The organism is Rhizobium sp. RU36D, assembly GCF_900176345.1.
Classification (GTDB): Bacteria; Pseudomonadota; Alphaproteobacteria; order Rhizobiales; family Rhizobiaceae; genus Allorhizobium.
The window spans coordinates 76,009-95,213 of sequence record NZ_FWXU01000013.1 but is presented as its reverse complement, the minus strand read 5'-3'; the positions used below and the strand labels follow the sequence as shown (position 1 = coordinate 95,213).

The following is a 19,205-nucleotide window of genomic DNA, read 5'->3' as shown; positions in this document are numbered from 1 at the left end:
CAAGGCAGAGGGGGGTTCACCGCACTCCGCGCCAGGCACCAGACGGCCAACCGGCGGATATCGCATCAGCCCGCTGACCTGCGAAAAGATCGGGGTTATCAATGCCTAACCCCCCGCTGCTCTCTATCCGCGATCTCACCGTCTCCATCGCAAGCGCGGGCGCGCCGCCGCTGGCGATCCTGACCGATATCGCCCTCGACCTTCAGGCCGGCGAAACCCTTGGCGTCGTCGGCGAAAGCGGATCGGGCAAGACGCTGCTGGCGCTCGCGGTCATGGGCCTGCTGCCACCTGTGGCGCGTGCGACCGGCCGCATCCAGTTCGACGCCCAGGACCTGCTGGAAACCGGGGAGCCGGACCTGTGCGCGATCCGCGGCGCCAGGATCGGCATGATTTTCCAGGAACCCATGACCGCGCTCAACCCATCCATGACGGTTGGTGACCAGATTGCCGAAGGGCTGGTGCTGCATCGCGGCCTGTCCTGGGGCGCGGCACGGCGGGAGGCGGTCTCCCTCATGGACCAGGTGCGCATTCCCGACGCCGCCCGCCGGGCGACGAGCTATCCGCACGAGCTTTCCGGCGGCCAGCGCCAGCGCGTCGGCATCGCCATGGCGATCGCGCCGAAGCCGCAGCTTCTGATCGCCGACGAGCCGACCACGGCGCTCGACGTGACGGTGCAGGCGGAGGTGCTGGATATCCTTGACGATCTGACGCGCGAGCAGGGCATGGCGCTGTTGCTGGTCAGCCACGATCTCGGCATCATCGCCCGCATGTGTGACCGCATGATCGTGCTCTATGCCGGCCGGCGGATGGAGGAGGGACCAACCCGCGAGGTGCTGACCACACCCGCAAACCCCTATACCGCCGGGCTGCTCGCCGCTGTCCCCCGCCGCCGCCGGGATCGCCTCCCCCTGCCCACCATCCCCGGCACCGTGCCCGCCTTCACCGCCTTGCCGCCAGGCTGCGTGTTTTCCGACCGATGTCCTGACCGCGAACCCGCCTGCCACGCCGCCGAACCCGGCTGGACGATCACCACCTCCGGCCGCGGCGTCCGCTGCATCCATGCGGGGGAGGGGCGGTGATGGAGATGCTCCCTGTGGCGATCGTGCCGTCCTGGTGTTGCCAGCCAATGTGGGCTTTCAGCCCTACCCCCCTCTGGTCTGCCGACCATCTCCCCCTCAAGGGGGGAGATCGGATTGCCGCACCCGCTCGCCCTTTGATCAAACGCCGAAAGGCCCGTGATGGTGTGCGGCAGTGCCGCGAGTCGATCTCCCCCCTTGAGGGGGAGATGCCCGGCAGGGCAGAGGGGGGTACCCTGGACATTCGGCTCAAGAACAAGCAGCAGAGAACGCTGAACGGCCTTAGCCGGGAGGTTGCGAAGGCCGCAGGCCGAAATCTCCCCAATAGCCTCGCGGGCCGCCACCCATGACCCCGCTCCTCGACCTCCGCGACCTCTCCCGCGATTATCTCTCCCGGCGCCTCACAGGCCCCGTGCATCGCCTGCGGGCGCTGGACCGGGTGTCGCTGACCATCCAGCCCGGGGAAATCTTTGGCCTGGTCGGCGAAAGCGGCTGCGGCAAGTCCACGCTGGCGCGGCTCGTCATAGCGCTGGACCAGCCGACGGAGGGGCAGGTGCTGTTTGATGGCGAAGACCTCTTCGCGCTTTCGCCGCGGGAGCTTGCCCGCCGGCGCCGGCATTTCCAGATGGTGTTCCAGGATCCCTATGGCTCGCTTGATCCGCGCCATCGGGTGGAGCGCATCGTGGCCGAGCCGCTGCATGTCCTGCCCAGTCGCCCCGGCCGCGCCGAGACCCGCGAGTGCGTGGTCGAGATGCTGGAAAGCGTGGGCCTGAGCGCCGACCATGCCCACCGCTACCCGCACGAATTTTCCGGCGGCCAGCGCCAGCGCATCGCGATTGCCCGGGCGCTCATTACGGCGCCGAAGCTCGTAGTGGCGGATGAGGCGGTGTCAGCGCTTGATCTTTCCGTCCAGGCGCAGGTGCTGAACCTGCTGATGGAGCTGCGCGAAACGCGCGGCGTCACCTTCCTGTTCATCACCCACAATCTCGCCGCCGTCGATGCCATCGCCGATCGGGTGGGGGTCATGTATCGCGGCCGGATCGTCGAGACCGGCCCGGCGGCGGTGGTGTTCGACAGGCCGCTGCACCCCTATACGCGCATGCTGGCTGACGCCGAACCCTCCGTCACCCGCTTCGGCCGACCGGAGCCATCAACACGACCCGCGCTGCTCGCAAACACCCCATCATCCGGCTGCGCCTTTGCCCCGCGCTGTCCGCTGGCCGTGGCCCGCTGCCTGTCCGAGGCGCCGGAACTGCGCGAGATCGAGCCATTGCGCCAGGCGGCCTGCCACCGGGCGGAGGAGATGAAATGAAACCAAAAAGCTCTGCCCGCCACCAATACATCAGGGTTCAGCCTGTGCCTTTGTGAAGGTCACCGTCATCATGTCCCGCTCGGATGTGAACAAGAGTTTTGCTCGAAAATCGGCTCGACATCCATGTTCGGACAGTGAGCCATCGTGTTTTCTCAGAACATCAGGACCGAATTTTACATTGTATCGGTTCCAGTCCAGATTCCAGATAATCGCCTCACCCGATTGATTGACCCAATAAACGTGGAAAAGCGGCTCCAAATAGCCTTTGCTCTCTTCGCCCTTTACGATCGTCTTGATTGAGACATTTTCAAATTCTGCCGATCCCCGCGGTGTATTATCACTGTTTGGAAAAATGCACACGGACGTGAAGCCGTCACGGTAGTAGGCCTGCATCTCCAATGGGGGAACTAGAGAGAGATGACTATTTTCCCAGAGATGGGCCTCGACAGGATTAGCCTCCCGATAAGCAGGTTCCGAAGAGAGACCGGCCCAAAACCAAATTGCCCCACCTATGAGTATTAACAGCACAAACTGCATTGCCTGCCGACCAATCGCTGCAATCTTTGCCAAGATAGAAAACGGCATGCGGGAAGTCTATATAGCTTCTCAACCGAACGAAAACTCGTGTTGAGGCTCGGCCGTGGGATTGATCATCGCGTCCAAATCCTGCTCCATGCGCATGCAACGCCCTGGTCCCCTTAACCCCGATTTGCTGCTATGGAAACGGCTGGAGGCGGCACGTCCCTGGGGCAGACGGGCAGGAGATGGTCGAGACCGTCTGGGCATAGGGAAGCGAGCATCATGATCACCGAGATCGAAGACTTTTTCAGCCTGGGCTGCGGCCGCTGCGAGCGGCATGCGACGCCGGACTGTTCCACCCGCCAGTGGCACCAGGGTCTGGCCGATCTGCGCGAGATCTGTCGCGCGTCGGGCCTGGAGGAAGTGGTGAAATGGGGCCATCCCTGCTATATGCATGCCGGCCGCAACATCGCGATCTTTGGCGCCTTCCGCGGCGATTTCCGGCTGACCTTCTTCAATGCGGCGCTGATGAAGGACCCTGAAGGCGTGTTGCAGCGGCAGGGGCCGAACACGCGCCATCCGGACATGATCCGGTTTGACGACAACGCCCAGCCGCTGGCCATGCGGCCTATCATCCTGGCCTATCTCCAGGAAGCCATGGGCTATGCCGCGGCCGGCATCAAGCCGCCGAAGGAGACAAGCGAGATCGAGTTGCCGGAGGAACTGGTCGAGGCGCTGGATGCCGATCCCGAACTTGCGGAGGCCTTTCACGGGCTGACCCCCGGCCGGCAGAAAAGCTATGCGATCAACCTCTTGGGCGCCAAGACCGCGGCCACCCGCATCGGCCGCATCGCCAAGTTCCGCGGCCATATCCTGGCCGGCAAGGGCGCGACAGAACGGTAGGCGCGTCCTGACGCATCAGGGCACCAGCATAAGAGGAGGAGGAACACCATGACACCGAAAAACACCATCTGCCTGTGGTTCGAGCGCGATGCGGAGGAGGCCGCGCGCTTTTATGCCTCTGTTTTTCCCGATAGCGCCGTGCATGCCGTTCATCGCGCGCCGGGCGATTATCCCTCCGGCCAGGAAGGCGATGTGCTGACGGTCGATTTCACCGTTTGCGGCATTCCCTGCATGGGGCTGAACGGCGGCCCGGCCTTTCGCCAGACGGAAGCCTTTTCCTTCCAGATCGCCACCGACGACCAGGAAGAAACCGACCGCTACTGGAACGCCATCGTCGGCAATGGCGGGCAGGAAAGCGCCTGCGGCTGGTGCAAGGACAAATGGGGCCTCTCCTGGCAGATCACCCCGCGCACGCTGACGGAGGCCATGGCCGCCGGCGGCGAAGAAGCCAAGCGCGCCTTTGCGGCCATGATGCAGATGGGCAAGATCGACGTCGCCGCCATCAATGCCGCCCGTCGGGGATAGCGTCCCGCCATCCCGTCTTGACACCGGCGGCACCGCACGCGACACGCTGTCGGCAGGGATAGCAAATCGCAAGGAGCCTGCCATGCAACCGATCTGGGCCGTGGGTCTGATGACCGGCACCGTGCTGGACGGCAATATCGACGTGGCGCTGTTGAAGACCGATGGCGAGCGCATCGAGGCGGCCGGCGCCTATACGCTCGCCCCCTATCCACGCGAAACCCGCGACCTCCTAGAGGAAACCCTGCGCCAGGCCCGCGCCTGGAATTTCGAAGGCCCGGAGCCGGCGATTTTCGCCGAGGCGGAGGAGCGGCTGACCCGCGCCCAGTCCCAGGCCGTTCGCGATCTGGTGGAATCCAGCGGCCTTACCATGGCTGAGATCGGCGTCGTCGGCTTTCATGGCCAGACGGTGCTGCACCGGGCGCCGCAGCCCGGCCGCCTCGGCGCCACGCGGCAGCTCGGCGATGGCAAGCTCATGAGCGCGCTGCTCGGCACGAAAGTCGCCTGGGATTTCCGCTCCGCCGATGTCGCGGCCGGCGGGCAGGGTGCCCCGCTCGCCGCCGCCTATCATGCGGCGCTGCTGCGCGACGTGGCGAAGGATGGCGATACCGCCGTGCTGAACCTCGGCGGTGTCGGCAATATGACCTGGTTCGATGGATCCGACACCGTTGTCGCCTTCGATACCGGCCCAGCCAATGCCCCGCTCAATGACTGGATCAAGGCCCACGGATTGGGGGAGATGGACCGCGACGGCACGCTATCGGCCGCCGGCACTGTTGATGAGGAGCGCCTCGCCCGGCTGCTGACCCATCCCTGGCTCAGCAAACCCTATCCGAAATCGCTCGACCGGTTCGATTTCACCGCGACCATGGCCGAGGGCTTGTCGGTCGCCGATGGCGCCGCCACGCTCGCCGCCTTCACCGCGTCTGCTGTCGGCAAGGCGCTCGATCTCCTGCCGCGCCGGCCGACAAAGCTCGTCGTCAGCGGCGGCGGCCGCCACAACCCCACCATCATGGCCATGCTGAAGACCCGCGCCAAGGCCGAGCCGATCCCGGCCGAAACTCTTGGCTGGCGCGGCGACGCCGTGGAAGCCGAATGCTTCGCCTTCCTCGCCGTCCGCGTGCTCCGCGGACTGCCGATCAGCTTTCCCTCGACCACGGGCGCGCCGAAGCCGATGACGGGGGGGAGGTTGGCGGGGTAGGGGGTGGTGGCGGAGTGGTGGGGAGTGTCTGGTTTGAGCCGTCATCAAAGTCATTCGGCAACCTGATTGACGGGCCCGAATGCGGTCGCGGCTCCTGCTTCGATCCGGGATGGCTCCAACACGGCGAGTCGGACCGAGTTCGGGGCGAAGCGGGTCTTCAAGGCCTCAGTTGGAGATACATTGAAGCGGACAAATACCTGTCGTTGGGACAGTGAGCTAGATCCCGAGACGCTTGCCTATGGCCTTGTAGTAGCTGTCTTCGAAGGCTCGGGAATGATTGGTTCTCAGAGTCGCAATCTGAGCGGCCGGTGCGGCAGGGTTTCGCAATGCGGATATGAGACAAAGAAATTTTGCGTGCGTTATGCCGGTTCCGCGGGACGGATTAGGAGCCTTTAGGGCGTCGAACATTGCCTTGAAGGTAGGGAGGTCCCTAGCAAGATTCATATGGAACTTAAGAGTCTCGCGCACCCCGGCGTTTAGAGTGTCCGCAAGTAGGCTTTTTAGGGAGGCCTCTTCGGGAGTGCCGAGAAACAAAGGAAAGAACGATGCTGCCAGGCGTCCCAACCGGTCATGCGGGACCCAGAGTTTGCGGGCATCTTGAAGAGTTGCAAGAAGCTGGGCCGGCGTCCCATATTTCGACTGGAGCCAAAGCCTTGAATAGAGTCCAAAATAGTTCTGCGGATCGTTGCTTGCGATGATCGTTTCAATCATTGGGTGACAGCGCCTTGTTTGGACTAATGTCTCAACAAGATAGTTCGACATCTCGACCATTGCGGCGTCGTCTACAAGAAGACCTGACTGACCAGCCCTTGCTAAAACGCGTGCGACCGACGGAGCCAGGGGGCGGCCCCTAATTAATGCGTAAACATTTTCACGGACCGCCGGTCGCCGCTTAATTAGATCTTCTAGGACTTCCGGTTTGACCACAGCATCGGTTTTTGTCGCAAGACCCAGCCACCGTTTCAGGACCTTTTCGCCGTTTCCTGCGTCGAATAATTTTTTACGAATTCCTTGCCGTATTCTGGCTTCAACAAGCGCGCGCTGCCTGTCCAACGGAAGTCCGTGTTTTAGGCGATAGTCGACTCTAGCCTGGACTGTATCCAAGCGTGCGTTTTCAAAAATCCGGAAATGCCGAATAGCCTCGGACTGCGTGAGAATGACCGTCTTTCCGCTATTCAAACGAACCTGTTTCGTCTGGAGAACAAGATCAACTGTCTTCAACGCTCGCTTGGCATCGACGATCGTGTCAACGCCAATATCGATGTCATCCATGTAACGCACAAAGTCCCGTTCGGGGTCGCTGGCTAGGTAGGAATCCAGTTCGTAGAGGAAGCAATGCGCGAGCAAGCGGGGTGCATCAAGATTGATCTGCGGCAAACCGACCTCGATGCGAGGAGTGTAGTCAGGTTGCCAAAGCAGATCGCCGAGAACGTAGATCAGCATATCGATCACACATTCCTCGACGCCACTGATTGAAGCAATCGCATTGCGGAGATGGACGTAAGAAATGCTGTCGTAGTAGTTTGCGATGTCCGTGACGACGATAAATTTGCGCGTCTTTGAGAATTCGAAGAGCTCTTTCTGGAAATTCAGCCAAGCTGCGAACGTGCCATAACCACTCGGAGGCGAAGAGAACTTGTGATCCTTCGGCTCAAAGAACGCCTTGCTCGTAGGTGCCTTGCCTTTGATCTCAGAATAAAGGGCATCAGATAAGCACTGTAAAACGATAGCATCACGGACACTCGGAATGACGAGCTGCCGGCAAAGACCTTTGCTCTTTTCTACGAGTATTCGTTGTGCTTTCTGCGGAGCGTAATCGCCTGATAAGATCAAGTGCGAGAGTTTTTGGCTCTCTACCTTTCGCGATACGTGAAAATCGAAGTTCTCAATACCATCGCAAATGAATTGATCACGCATGGAGACTTTGACTTTCTCCTTCCAAATCCTTTCGATGTTCTGTGGCGAAAAGATCGTGCGCAGCTTCTTGGCACGTATATCAAAGCGGGGAGATCTCATGATGACCGTGTGATGATTGCTTCTGCAACATCTCAGATATCACTTGAGAAGTATATATGAGCGACGATAAGACGAACACTTGCTACCGAATTTGGAGGTGTGGCCGCCGACCAATATCCGTCTAGGTCGCTTTGTTGATGGCTTTGGAGGTTAATGCCACCGGAGGCTTTGGGGCGTTTTCTCCCAGCACAATAGATGATGACATGTCCGCTATCATCAGGTTCGATCTGACGGCAGACTGTCTGCTCGCGGCCCCAATCGGCCAGCCGATCGAGGGTTCGCCAAAAAGGTACCGTTGCCATCCTTGCCTTTGACTAAAATGCCTCCTATCACCGAAATGAGGCACGTACATCAAGCGTCACTGCTCGTCAGCCAAGGCATACGAAAAAACCGAGGGAACACATCATGACCACCTACACACCCGATCCGGCCCACACCATCACCAACGCTGCATCCCTGCGCGGCCTCTATGAGCCCACCCACACGCTTGCCATCCAGAAATGCCAGGATCGGCTCGGCCCCCATGCGCAGGATTTCATTCGCCGGTCGCCGTTCCTGTGTATCGGCACGCAAAGCGCTGATGGCCGGGCGGATGTCAGCCCGCGCGGCGATCCCTCAGGTTTCGTGCGCATCCTGGATGAGCAGACGCTTGCCATTCCCGACCGGCCGGGCAATAACCGGCTGGATACGCTCGCCAATATCATCGCCAATCCCAATGTCGGCCTGCTGTTCATCATCCCCGGCTTTGACGATACGCTCAGGGTCAATGGCGAGGCGCTGCTGGTCACCGATCCCGATCTGTTGGCCACCATGGAGGTCAGCGGCCGCGTGCCGAAACTCGCCATCGTGGTGAAGGTGCGCGAGGTCTTCATGCACTGCGCCAAGGCCTTCCGCCGCTCGCATCTGTGGGATCCCGCGCATTTCCAGGATCGCCGGGAGATGCCCTCGCTGGTGAAAATCATCCTGGACGAAACCTCGGGCGCGCCCGCCGACCAGGATGCCCAGCGCAAGCTGGATGACGATCTGGAGGAGGCCTATCGCAAGTCGATGTATTAGGCGGAGAGAGCACCCCGCCTCACCTTGCACCCCGCGGTAAAATCGCTACCCTTCCGTCCAAGACCCACCGCACGCAAAGGCCCGCCCGCATGGCAAGTCTTGATATCCTGCTGGCCTTCGTCGTCACGACCTCGGTCTTTGCCTTAATTCCAGGCCCGGCCATGCTTTATGCGGCGGCGCGGACCATGGCAGGCGGGCGGCTTGCGGGGGTGATGGCGGTGGCCGGCATCCATCTCGGCGCCTATGTGCATATCCTGGCCTCCGTGGCCGGGCTTTCGGTGCTGTTCCATGCGGTGCCGCTCGCCTATACCCTGGTGAAGCTGGTTGGCGCGCTCTATCTGGTCTGGCTCGGCATCTCCATGTGGCGCGCCAGGACCGGGGAGACTGGCCATGGCCACGAAGCGCCCGTCGCTTCGCCGCGACGCGCCTTTGCCCAGAGTGTCGCGGTGGAGGTGCTGAACCCCAAGACCGCGCTGTTTTTCCTGGCCTTCCTGCCGCAATTCGTCGATAGCGCCGCAAGCCTGCCGGTATGGCTGCAATTCCTGATCCTCGGCATCGCCGTGAATGCCATCTTCACGTTGGCCGATCTCGTCTGCGTCGCCCTGGCCGGGCTGATCGTCAGCCGCGTCAGGCAGTCCGGCCGGGCCCAGCGTCTCGCCCAGCGCCTGGGTGGCACCATCCTCATCGGTCTCGGCGGCCATCTGGCGCTGCAACGCAGCTGACCGGCCACGGCTCGGATAGCCCTCACATCATTCCGCTACTTTTTTCAGCAAATGCGCAAAATTTGGAAAATCGGCCCTGCCTGTTTTTGCAGCGATCTGATAGTCAGACTGGCAACAAGCTATGTCCCGCAAAATCGTGAATCGGTTTTGCGGGATCATGCTGAGAAAACAGGCGTCTAAAGCGTGGCAGCGGCTCTCACCGGTCGCGACACGTTTTTAACGCATCACCCGCCGGGTCTGCCGATGTCTTCCCTTCCACTGCGCCTGCTGCAGCGTTTCACGCCCTCCATTGCCCGCACCAGCCTGGCAGAGCGCGCCCGCGCCTCGCTGGGGGCCCTTGTCGGCATCCTGCTCACTGGCTTTGCGAGCAAGCTGGCGCTGGGGTCAGAGGTCAACCTGCCGCTGCTGATCGCGCCCATGGGTGCCTCCGCCGTGCTGCTGTTTGCCGCCCCGTCCAGCCCGCTGGCCCAGCCCTGGTCGATCCTCGGCGGCAATCTGGTCTCCGCCTTCATCGGCGTCACCGCGGCCCTCCTCATCAAGGATCCGCTGCTCGCGGCCAGCCTCGCCATTGCGCTGTCCATTGGCGCCATGCTGATGCTGAACTGCCTGCATCCGCCCTCGGGTGCGGTGGCGCTCACTGCCGTGCTGGGCGGTTCGGCAATCCATGATGCCGGCTACTGGTTCCTGCTCTCGCCTGTTGGCCTGAACAGCGCGCTGATCCTCGGCACGGCGCTGGCCTTCAACAATATCACCGGCCGCGCCTATCCCCATCTTCCACCCAAGCCGCAGGCCAACCCGCACCACACAGCCGATCCGCCGCCCAGCGCCCGTCTCGGCGCCGCACCTGACGATATCAGGGCGGTGCTGGAAGATTACGACGAGGTGGTCAATGTCAGCCCCGAGGACCTGGATGCCCTGCTGCACCAGGCGCAGATCCGCGCGTTTAACCGCCGCTCGGGCGAGATCACCTGCGGCGAGATCATGTCGCGGGATGTCCTGACCGTCACCGAGGCGACCGGGCTTCGCGCGGCCTGGCGACAATTGCTCACCCACCGCATCAAGGCGCTGCCGGTCGTTTCGAACAGGGGCGAACTGGTCGGCATCCTCACCCAGACGGATTTCCTGCGCCATGCCATCCTCTCGGAAGACGGCCGGCTGAAGCTCGGGCTCCGCCACCGGCTGGCGGCCTCCGTCCGGCGCCGCAAGAGCCCGCTGCATGTCGGCGATATCATGACCCGGCGCGTGCAATCCGCCCTGCCGGAAACCCTGATCGCCAAGCTGGTGCCGCCCATGGCCGATCAGGGCCTGCACCACATGCCGATCGTCGATCACGACAACCGCCTGGTCGGGCTGGTCACCCAGTCCGACCTCATCGCCGCCCTGTTTGAACGGCGCTCGTTACTGGCGCTGGAGGAGGGCAGGGCGTGATATGGCTCCAGCGCGGCGGTCGGTTTATCCGGGATGGGGCTTGGATGTCGGCAGGCGTGGAACTTACGTACCTCGTGCCCCCCTACAGGCGCGGTTCAGGCCTAGGGAGGCATGACGCGACAGGACGGCGTGATCACCACAATCGGCCTTTAGGGCTCTGTCGGGTGGCGTGCGCATGCATGGGAAAAGTAGGTCGTGGCTAGGGCAAGCTTGCCCCCCGTGCTGCTCAACTGCACCGCGACGCTCAGACCGTCCATCTCTGCGAAGCGTGCATCGATATTTGATACGGGCACAGATCCAGCCATGAACGTCACGACCTGAAGATTTGGCTCGCCTCGTTCCCTCCGGATGAGAGAGACAATCTGCGCAAATTCATCCAGATCACCTGGTGAACTCTGAGTTACCCTCGCCAAGGTATCATTGCACACATGAATGCTTATATTCTGGTCATCTACAAGCCATTGGCCTGGTAATTCCGGTGAAATAGCCAAGAGTTGCCAGCCACGGGAGGCCGCATGTCGCTTGGCGTCCTCAAGGGAACTGCCGAGCCGAAAGCCACCGGGGAAACTGCTCTGTTCTGCCGCTGCCGGACCTACGGCACACAGCAGCATCACCGATACGATGGTCTTAGCTACTATTGGTCGCAAACAAATGTAACGGTGCATCATGCCGCGACCATAATCACGTTAAACGTGCAATTCAATGACGGCGATCGGTGCATTGCGACCACGCCAAAGCCGGAACCGCCACTTTGCAAAACCTGACGAAAAAGGGGCACATGTGGGCTGGTCGGCCTGATCACCCAATCCGACCTCATCGCTGCCCTGTTTGAACGGCGCTCGTCACTGGCGCTGGAGGAGGGCAGGGCGTGATACGGCGCTGGCGCGCCGCTCGGTCTATCCGGGGCAAAACGGCAGTCAGTATGCTTGGTCGACTGCCGTTATCTCGATCACCTCAGCGGTTGTAGACCGCGACAATGCGGGCAGTCTGGATCGTATTCGCGCCGATCATGAACCCGGCCAGTGCATTGCTAGGATTCTTCGGCAGTTCCAGACGCTCGGTTGCCAGTGCGTGCACCGTGAACACATAGCGGTGAACTTCTCCTGGAGGCGGGCAAGCGCCCCCGAACCCGGTCACGCCGTAATCATTGGCAATTTCGACGGTGCCTGCCGGCATCTTGTTACTGCCGCTCGCACCGAGTTCAAGGGCGTTGACGGATGCCGGAATATTGACGGCGTTCCAGTGCCACCATCCCGAGCCGGTCGGGGCATCCGGATCATAGGCCGTGATGGCGAAGCTCTTCGTGCCTTCGGGCACGCCGGACCAGGACAGTTGCGGCGAGAGGTTGCCGCCGTCGCATCCAAAACCCTTAAATAGGAAGAGGGCGCCAAGTTGCACACCTTCGGCAATCGAGGTGCTGGACAGTTTGAAGTCCTGCGCGCTTGCTGCAGAGCCCACCAGAGCTGCCAGTACCGATACAATGAGAGAAGCCGTCTTTCGCATGATGGAGTGTCCTTTCCAGACGATTGATCATGCTGCATCTGATAGCGTGCGGGCCTCGGACATGCTTCCGGCGCGCGATCAGATACTATCGAAAAACGATCATTCCTCGGCCGTTCTGATCATTCTTGGCGTTATTCCGAACCTTTTTCGAAAGGAATCGGAAAAATGCGACGGCGTTCTAAAGCCGCATTCCAGCGCGATATGCGAAATGGGGACGTCGGTCGTTTGCAGAAGCGTAAGGCCTCTCTCGAGGCGGGTATTGAACAGGATTTGCGCGAAACCGGGTCCTGATCTCGCGAGCCACCGACGAAAGCTTGCTTCGCTCATGGCAAAGTGCCTGGCGACGTCACTCACCCGCCACGGATGGCCAAGGTCTGTTTCGATCAGACGCCGCACCTTGCCCCATGCCTGCTCCTCACCATGCCTTGGAAGCTGCACTCCGTTCTGCCGAAGCCAGATCAGGGGTTCGAGAAGTCGATGCTGCCTGATTGCAGGCGGCAGGTCATGCCTGTCGAGTGTTTCCTTTATGAGATTGAGAACGTCGAAGGGCCGGTGAGGCTCTGCGCGCAAAACCTGAATGCCCGGTGAGACATGTCTTTGCGGATGCTCGGCAAAAACCATGTCGACCAGATCCTGGGTAAAATACACGCCAGCTGCCCGGTAATTGGCATTCAGGATACGGCGATTTTCCAAAGTGACCACAGAGCCGGCAGGGAAGATCATCACGTCTCCCGCCTCGCCAATCACCTCCCCACGTGTGGGGCAGATCACGCGCTTCGATCCAGTCTGGATAAAGATCAGAAAAGGCAGCGTGATATACAGGTCCGTGAACGTCGCTGTTGTCGCCTGGCTAACAGAGAGAATGAAAACCCCGGAGCCCGCATCTTCGCTCTTTGCGACCTGATCCTCATTTTGGTGTTTCACTCAACTCGACCCTTGAAATCTATCCGCACTCGGTAGGCGGCAATGTAAAACATGTCGCGAATTTCCAGTTAAAGCGAGACTTGTTAGCCTGATTCTTGCGACATCGCCGGACGGGACGCGATGGCAGCGCCAATGTCAGGTATCGCGCATCCCGACCACGCCGCCTTTTTCACAACGGAACCAACTTCAACAAAGATCGGTCTTTGGCGGGACCGCTCAAGCCGAAAATTCCCTGGTCTTCAAGTGATAGAGCAGCCCCTGGTGCTTGGACTATCATGTTGCCCCGCCTGGACCCGACCCCGCCACAGCAGGCACCCCGCTGCTTTGCAAAACCTGACGAATCGGGCGACAAGCGGTGGGGGCGCTTGGAGGGATGGACATGATCGACTTTCGACCGCTTTATTCGACGGCGCAGCTTGCAGCGGTCGAAGAGTTCATAACAGCGCATTATCCCGTGGCGGCGCCCGTCTCCTGCATGCTGTTGCAACGCGGCCTCAACGATACCTATCTGGTGAAGACGGCTGATGGTGCGCGCTATGTGTTTCGGCTGTCGCATCATCGTGTGCGCGGGCCGGCGGATGTGAAGGGCGAGACGAATTTCATCAGCCATCTCGCGGCATCCGGCGTGCCTGTGGCTGCCCCCGTTGCCACCCGCGATGGCGCGCTCTTCGTGTCAGGTCAGGCGGCAGAGGGGATGAGGGAAGGGGTGCTGTTCCAGCATCTCGACGGTCGCGACCCGCAGCCAGCCGTCGCGGCGGATGCCCGGGCCACGGGCCGAACGCTCGCCCTGCTGCACAATGCGGCCGAGACCTACAAGGGCGAAGGGGCGGTCTACCGGCTCGATCTCGACCACCTGCTTCACCGCCCGCTCGCCCGCATCCGCGACAGCGGCATCGTGGAGGGGCAGCCGATGCTCGATCTGGAAGCGATCGCGGACCGCACCGCGACCACCATCGAGGCTATGTCCGGCCTCACTTGGACCTATTGCCATGGCGATACCCACGGCTTCAACTCCAGAATCAACGCATCGGGCGAGGCGGTGTTCTTCGATTTTGATGACAGCGGCCCGGGCTATCTCGCCTATGATCTCGCGGTGTTCCTCTGGGCCAAGGTCTCCTTCGGCCGCGCCTTCACCGCAGCCTGGCAGGCGTTCGTGGATGGCTATCGCGCGTATCGCCCGATTTCGGATGCCGACTTCCAGGCGGTCTTACCCTTCGTCATCGTCCGCCATGTCTGGCTGATGGGCGATTATGCAAGCCGGGCGCCGGAATGGGGGGTAAATTCCATGGGATGGCTTGCGGGCCAGACGGAGTTTCTGGCTGCCTGGGAAACCGAGCAGATGGGCAACCGCCTGTTCTGACGAGGATTTTCCGCTATCCGGCGCAAGGTTTGGCGGGGAATCGGAATAGCCTTGCATGGCCCTATTGTAGGAGGACTAAAAATCAGCATGTTGCGAAAGCTTAAGTGCTCGATTTTTCAGGTGAGGGGATGATCCGCAAGCGTCATTGCCTGCTCATACCCCCCTCTGGGCTGCCGCCCATCTCCCCCTCAAGGGGGGAGATCGGACCGTGGCTACCGCTCGCCCTCTTACAACCCGTCAAACACCGCCGACATGAGTACGGTATGCGATGAGGCGAGCTGGAGTATCTGCCGCATGTTCACTTGGAGGCGAGCGTCTGCGGCAATGCGATCTCCCCCCTTGAGGGGGAGATGGGCGGCAGCCCAGAGGGGGGGTTGCCAAGGCAAAACCCTTGGCTGCTTGTTGCCACCTCCGCCTCCCCCCTCCCCTGTGGGAGAGGCTTCGGAGCGGTGGCCAAAGGCCAGAAATCGATCCAGTGAATCGATTTCAGCGAACGGAAGCCTGAGCGCGTCGTCGCGCAAGGGCAATCGAGGGATTAGCGCAGCTAAACCTCAGATTTTGTTGGTGAGGGGATCAACCCGGGCATCCAAACTCACCCCAGCCCGGCCTCATCGTCACTATCCTCGCCATCCGTCTCATCGTCATCCACCACCATGGCATCCTCGTCCTCATCGCCGGCCATGGGTGGCTCGGCGAGCGTATCGGCCGGTGCGCTGTGGCGGCTCAAGAGCCCGGCATCCTCGAGCATTTCGAGGTCGGGCAGGTCGCGCAGCGTGTCGAAGCCGAAGGCAGAGAGGAAAGCTGATGTGGTCACATAGGTATAGGGCGCGCCCGGGGTCGGGCTGCGCGGGCCTGATGCAATGAAGCCGGCCTGCCGCAGCGAGGCGATGGCATCGCGGCCCACCTCCTTGCCGAACACCCGCGACAGTTCGGCCCGCGTCACCGGCTGGAAATAGCCGATCGCCATCAGCAGCATGGCCTCGTTGTGGGAGATCGAGGGTGCCCCGCCGCCGCTCACCGCAGCACCGGCCACCCGGATCGCCCCGGCATAACCCGGCCGCGTCCGGTGCTGCCAGCCGCCGGCGACCTTGACGATGTCATAGGGCCGGCCCGTGAGTTCGGCCCTGATATCGTCGATCAGGAAGTCGATATTGGCCTGGCGCCCTACAACGCGAGCCAGCATGTCGCGGTTCACCGGCTCGGCAGAGGCGAAGATCACCGCCTCGACACGGTTCATCCATTCGCGCCAGCGCGCCTCCGGCGGCAGGTCGCTGAGTTCCGTATCGACGATGGTGATCTCACGGGTCCGGCGCGCCATGGCCTACAATCCATAGAGCCGAAAGGTGCTGCGGCCGGAAAGCTCGCGCACCGCGCCAAGCTCGCTCAGCCGCTCGAACAGCCGCCGCGTCGCCCAGCGCGTGAGCTTGGGCGTGGTCAGCGTGCCGGAAACCGCATCCTCCTCCAAAAGCAGGCGCAGGACATCGCCCGCGCCCTTGGCCCTGAGGAGCGGGGTCACGGTCTTGAGCTTTTCCGCCCGGCGGGAGACATCCGCCGCCTGCCGGCAGGCTTCCGCCGCGCCAAGCGACATGGCCGTGAGCACGGCGCGCTCGAAAGCCGGCTCCCCCGGCCGGACCCGGCCACGGCCGCCAATGCTGCGAAAGGCCGGACCGTGGCGCTCGGCCATCAAGAGCGGCACAGCCACCGGCCAGCGCAGCACCTGCGCCAGCGCCATGTCGGCACACCACCAGCCCAGGAGTTCGGCATCCGGCCGTTCGGCATGGAGCCGCGTGAGCAAGGCGGTTGCCACGAAGGGCGCGGGACGCCCCGCCTGCACCAGGTCATCCAGCCATCCCGGCAGCGATGCCAGCGCCTCGCTCCAGCGGATCGACAATAGCGCCGCGATCTCCTGCAAGGCCTTGGTGGACAAGGCAGGCGCCCGCGCCGGCAGCCGCTTCCACACCCCGTAGATATTGCCGGCGGGGCCGGGATCGTCCCCCGGCTTGCGCAGGCACCAGGCGTCGCGCAGCTCGGCCTCGCCCTCCTGCCGGCCGGCGAGCTTGACGGCCGACACCGCGCAGCTAAGTGCCAGCCGCTGGCGCCAGACACCCGCCCATTCGGGTTCGGCGCGCACCACCTGGTCGAGCGAATGCAGGGCGGCTCCGGCCATCAGAGCCGCATCCTCGATCCGCTCCACGGCGCCGCGCGGCTGCGCCCAGGCCGGCACGACGGGCACGATGAAGGGGGGTGGCGGAGGTGGCGCCTTGGGTCGCGCCTTGCCGCGGCCACGGCGTTTGGGTGGTTCATCAGCGGGAATCATGGCCGTCAGCTTATCCGATGGGCGCGCTTGCCGATACCGTCGCCCTTGCAAAGCGCACAGGCTTTCCAATGGCGATATGCACCTGGCAATCGCCGGGAGCAAAGCCGGCGTCACCCTGTTCGTCCCGGTTGTGGCACCCGGCTGGCGAAGCTGCTAGCTTTCCCCAAGGCAATGGGGGAGCAATGCCGGGAGGTACAGAATGAAGCTGACGCGCAGAAGCGCCGTCAAGGGCATGGCAGCGCTGGCGCTGGGATCGGGCGTGATCAGGCCGGCCCATGCGTCGAACCTGAAATGGGCCCATGTCTATGAGACCGGAGAGCCATTTCACCAGCAGGCGCTGTGGGCGGCCGAGGAAATTCGCAGGCGAACCGATGGACGGGTCAACATAACAGTGTTTCCCGCCTCGCAACTGGGCAACGAAAGCCAGTTGAACGAGGCTTTGAGCCTCGGAACCATCGACATCATCTATACGGGTGCCGCCTTTGCCGGCGTCAATTACCCGCCGATCAGCATTTCCCATGCACCGTATATGTTTCGGGATTTCGGCCACTGGCAGGCCTATCGCCAGTCGGAGGTGTTTGCCCGCAATGCGGCGGCGTATCAGGAAAATACCGGCCAGCGGCTGGTCACGCTCACCTATTATGGCGAGCGCCACCTGACGGCCAACCAGGCGATCACGCGGCCCGGGCAAATGCGCGGCCTGAAACTCCGGGTTCCGCCGGTGCCGGTTTTCCTGATGTTCAGCCAGGCCGTCGGGGCCGAGGCGACGCCGATCGCCTTTGCCGATGTCTATGATGCGCTGAAGCGCGGCCTCGTGGAGGCCCAGGAAAATCCCTTGCCAACCATCATGGCCAAGAAGTTCCATGAGGTGCAAAGCCACATCATGCTGACCGGCCACATTACCGACTCGCTGCTGACCCTGGTCGGCGGCCATGTCTGGGCGGGCTTGAGCGACGACCAGAAGACGATCATGGAAGACGTGCTGCGCACGGCGGCAAACCGCGCGACAGAGGAGATCCGCAAGGCGGAAACGGAGCTGGTCGGCGCGTTCAAGCGCCTCGGCGTCACGGTGGTGGAGGTCGATCGCCAGGCCTTCATCAATGCCGTCGTGCCGCTGCACAACAATAGCAAGGCCGGCGCGACCTGGGGCCGCGCCGATTATGATGCCCTGCAGGCGCTGTGATCCCGTGGCCGAGCCCAAGTCCCAGCCCCGGTGGCCGAAGGCGTGTTACTTTCGCCGGGGTGCATAGGCGGTTTCAGCCAGCGTCACCGCCTGGCCTGTCATGGCGGATTGCTGGGCCGCCAGCCCCATGGCGACAGCCCACCAGCCGTCGTTGAAGGCCACCTCGACATCGCCTGCACCGGCGGCTGCGCGCACGAAGCGCTGGTGCTGGTAGAAGGTCGAGCCGTTGTGATCGCCCGCTTCCAGAAGCTGCGGGTCGACCGGGATTTCCACCATGCGCGGCCCCTTCGGATCCCGCGGCGAAACGATCACCTGGGCGACTGGCGGTTCGCCCAGGTGCGGCGGCCAGAAGCGGCCGGGTCCCGGTACGAGGCATTCGATCTTGCCGTCGGGTCCAACGGCCGAGATTTCCTCCTGGTAGCGCGCACCCTCGGCAAACATGCAAAGCTCCAGCATGGCCCGCGCACCGGAGGCGAAATCGACGATCACATAGGCATTGTCCCAGATATCGGGCCGCTCGCCATCATAGCTCTCGTCCTTGTGGTTCACCGCCTGGCCACCTGAGGCCATGATCCGCACCGGGTCGGATTTCAGGATATGGCGCATCAGATCAAAAAAGTGGCAGCACTTTTCCACCAGCGTCCCACCGCTGTTGCGATTGAAGCGGTTCCAGTTGCCAACCTTGTGCAGGAAGGGAAAGCGGTGTTCGCGAATGGTCAGCATGCGAATGCCGCCCGTGGCCGCTTCCGCCTCGCTGATCATCCGCGCCACCGGCGGCATGTAGCGATATTCCATGGCCACCCAGATCGGCTGGGGATAGGCTGCCCTGAGAGCTGCCAGCCGCGGCGCATCCTCAGGCGCGGTAAACAGCGGCTTCTCGACCAGCACCGGCAGGGGGCGGATCGCTGCGATCTTTTCCAGTTGCGCCAGATGCAGGTAGTTCGGGCTTGCGATCAGCAGGCAATTGACCGCCTCGACGGCCAGGAGGTCCTCGATGCTGTCGACCATCAGGGCTCCGGGCACGGCCGCGGCTGCCGCAGCGCGCATGCCGGCATCAGGCTCGAAGATCGCCGCCACTTCGGCCTCCGGCAAGAGAGCGATATTGCGCAGATGCTCCTGTCCCATCATGCCGCAGCCAATAATGCCATAGATCGGTTTCAAGT

At 62.4% G+C, this 19,205-nt stretch carries 17 protein-coding genes; 10 read left to right on the top strand and 7 right to left on the bottom strand.

From position 1 onward, the window contains the following. Positions 1-101 precede the first annotated feature (101 nt). On the top strand, positions 102-1,079 hold the full coding sequence (locus B9A97_RS16870) for an ABC transporter ATP-binding protein (RefSeq protein WP_084366524.1): 978 nt from the start codon (positions 102-104) through the stop codon (positions 1,077-1,079). A 343-nt stretch (positions 1,080-1,422) separates the two neighbouring features. Next, entirely contained in the window at positions 1,423-2,388 is a 966-nt protein-coding gene (locus tag B9A97_RS16860; RefSeq protein ID WP_084366523.1) for an ABC transporter ATP-binding protein, read from the top strand. A 30-nt stretch (positions 2,389-2,418) separates the two neighbouring features. Here the strand turns inward: B9A97_RS16860 and B9A97_RS16855 are convergent, their stop codons facing one another. After that, on the bottom strand, positions 2,419-2,973 hold the full coding sequence (locus B9A97_RS16855; protein WP_084366522.1) for a hypothetical protein: 555 nt from the start codon (positions 2,971-2,973) through the stop codon (positions 2,419-2,421). Positions 2,974-3,189: 216 nt separating this feature from the next. On the opposite strand from B9A97_RS16855, the gene B9A97_RS16850 reads away from it, so the two are divergent. The 3 genes from B9A97_RS16850 to B9A97_RS16840 all read left to right on the top strand — a co-directional run bounded on the left by B9A97_RS16850 (position 3,190) and on the right by B9A97_RS16840 (position 5,533). Beyond that, entirely contained in the window at positions 3,190-3,810 is a 621-nt protein-coding gene (locus tag B9A97_RS16850) for a YdeI/OmpD-associated family protein (protein ID WP_084366521.1), read from the top strand. A gap of 48 nt (positions 3,811-3,858) precedes the next feature. After that, the gene (locus B9A97_RS16845; protein WP_084366520.1) at positions 3,859-4,335 is read left to right on the top strand and encodes a VOC family protein; all 477 of its coding nucleotides are present in this window, start codon (positions 3,859-3,861) and stop codon (positions 4,333-4,335) included. A gap of 82 nt (positions 4,336-4,417) precedes the next feature. Further along, on the top strand, positions 4,418-5,533 hold the full coding sequence (locus B9A97_RS16840) for an anhydro-N-acetylmuramic acid kinase (RefSeq protein WP_084366566.1): 1,116 nt from the start codon (positions 4,418-4,420) through the stop codon (positions 5,531-5,533). A gap of 216 nt (positions 5,534-5,749) precedes the next feature. On the opposite strand, the gene B9A97_RS16835 is transcribed toward B9A97_RS16840, so the two are convergent. Further along, positions 5,750-7,450, bottom strand: coding sequence for an RNA-directed DNA polymerase (locus B9A97_RS16835; protein ID WP_210189710.1), 1,701 nt, complete (start codon positions 7,448-7,450; stop codon positions 5,750-5,752). Positions 7,451-7,954: 504 nt separating this feature from the next. On the opposite strand from B9A97_RS16835, the gene B9A97_RS16830 reads away from it, so the two are divergent. The 3 genes from B9A97_RS16830 to B9A97_RS16820 all read left to right on the top strand — a co-directional run bounded on the left by B9A97_RS16830 (position 7,955) and on the right by B9A97_RS16820 (position 10,755). Continuing rightward, complete coding sequence (locus B9A97_RS16830; protein WP_084366518.1) at positions 7,955-8,605, top strand: pyridoxamine 5'-phosphate oxidase family protein; 651 nt, start codon at positions 7,955-7,957, stop codon at positions 8,603-8,605. An 89-nt stretch (positions 8,606-8,694) separates the two neighbouring features. Continuing rightward, entirely contained in the window at positions 8,695-9,327 is a 633-nt protein-coding gene (locus B9A97_RS16825) for a LysE family translocator (RefSeq protein ID WP_084366517.1), read from the top strand. A 243-nt stretch (positions 9,328-9,570) separates the two neighbouring features. Further along, positions 9,571-10,755 (top strand): HPP family protein, encoded by a 1,185-nt coding sequence (locus B9A97_RS16820; RefSeq protein WP_084366516.1) that lies wholly within the window; start codon positions 9,571-9,573, stop codon positions 10,753-10,755. Positions 10,756-11,709: 954 nt separating this feature from the next. Here B9A97_RS16820 and B9A97_RS16810 read toward each other — a convergent pair. Then, positions 11,710-12,258 carry a YbhB/YbcL family Raf kinase inhibitor-like protein gene (locus tag B9A97_RS16810; RefSeq protein WP_084366514.1) on the bottom strand — a complete coding sequence of 183 codons (549 nt, stop codon included), beginning with the start codon at positions 12,256-12,258 and terminating at the stop codon, positions 11,710-11,712. Between the two features lie 99 nt (positions 12,259-12,357). After that, on the bottom strand, positions 12,358-13,182 hold the full coding sequence (locus B9A97_RS16805) for a helix-turn-helix transcriptional regulator (RefSeq protein WP_210189709.1): 825 nt from the start codon (positions 13,180-13,182) through the stop codon (positions 12,358-12,360). Between the two features lie 379 nt (positions 13,183-13,561). Here B9A97_RS16805 and B9A97_RS16800 point away from each other — a divergent pair, with 379 nt between their 5' ends. Beyond that, entirely contained in the window at positions 13,562-14,542 is a 981-nt protein-coding gene (locus tag B9A97_RS16800) for a phosphotransferase enzyme family protein (protein ID WP_084366564.1), read from the top strand. A 592-nt stretch (positions 14,543-15,134) separates the two neighbouring features. Here the strand turns inward: B9A97_RS16800 and B9A97_RS16790 are convergent. After that, the gene (locus tag B9A97_RS16790; protein ID WP_084366512.1) at positions 15,135-15,860 is read right to left on the bottom strand and encodes an SMC-Scp complex subunit ScpB; all 726 of its coding nucleotides are present in this window, start codon (positions 15,858-15,860) and stop codon (positions 15,135-15,137) included. A gap of 3 nt (positions 15,861-15,863) precedes the next feature. Continuing rightward, the gene (locus tag B9A97_RS16785) at positions 15,864-16,859 is read right to left on the bottom strand and encodes a DUF1403 family protein (protein ID WP_084366511.1); all 996 of its coding nucleotides are present in this window, start codon (positions 16,857-16,859) and stop codon (positions 15,864-15,866) included. 199 nt (positions 16,860-17,058) lie between these two features. Here B9A97_RS16785 and B9A97_RS16780 point away from each other — a divergent pair, with 199 nt between their 5' ends. Then, a complete protein-coding gene (locus B9A97_RS16780; RefSeq protein ID WP_084366510.1) occupies positions 17,059-18,042 on the top strand; it encodes a sialic acid TRAP transporter substrate-binding protein SiaP in 984 nt (327 codons plus the stop codon). 45 nt (positions 18,043-18,087) lie between these two features. Here the strand turns inward: B9A97_RS16780 and B9A97_RS16775 are convergent, their stop codons facing one another. Continuing rightward, on the bottom strand, positions 18,088-19,203 hold the full coding sequence (locus B9A97_RS16775) for a Gfo/Idh/MocA family protein (RefSeq protein WP_084366509.1): 1,116 nt from the start codon (positions 19,201-19,203) through the stop codon (positions 18,088-18,090). Positions 19,204-19,205 lie beyond the last annotated feature (2 nt).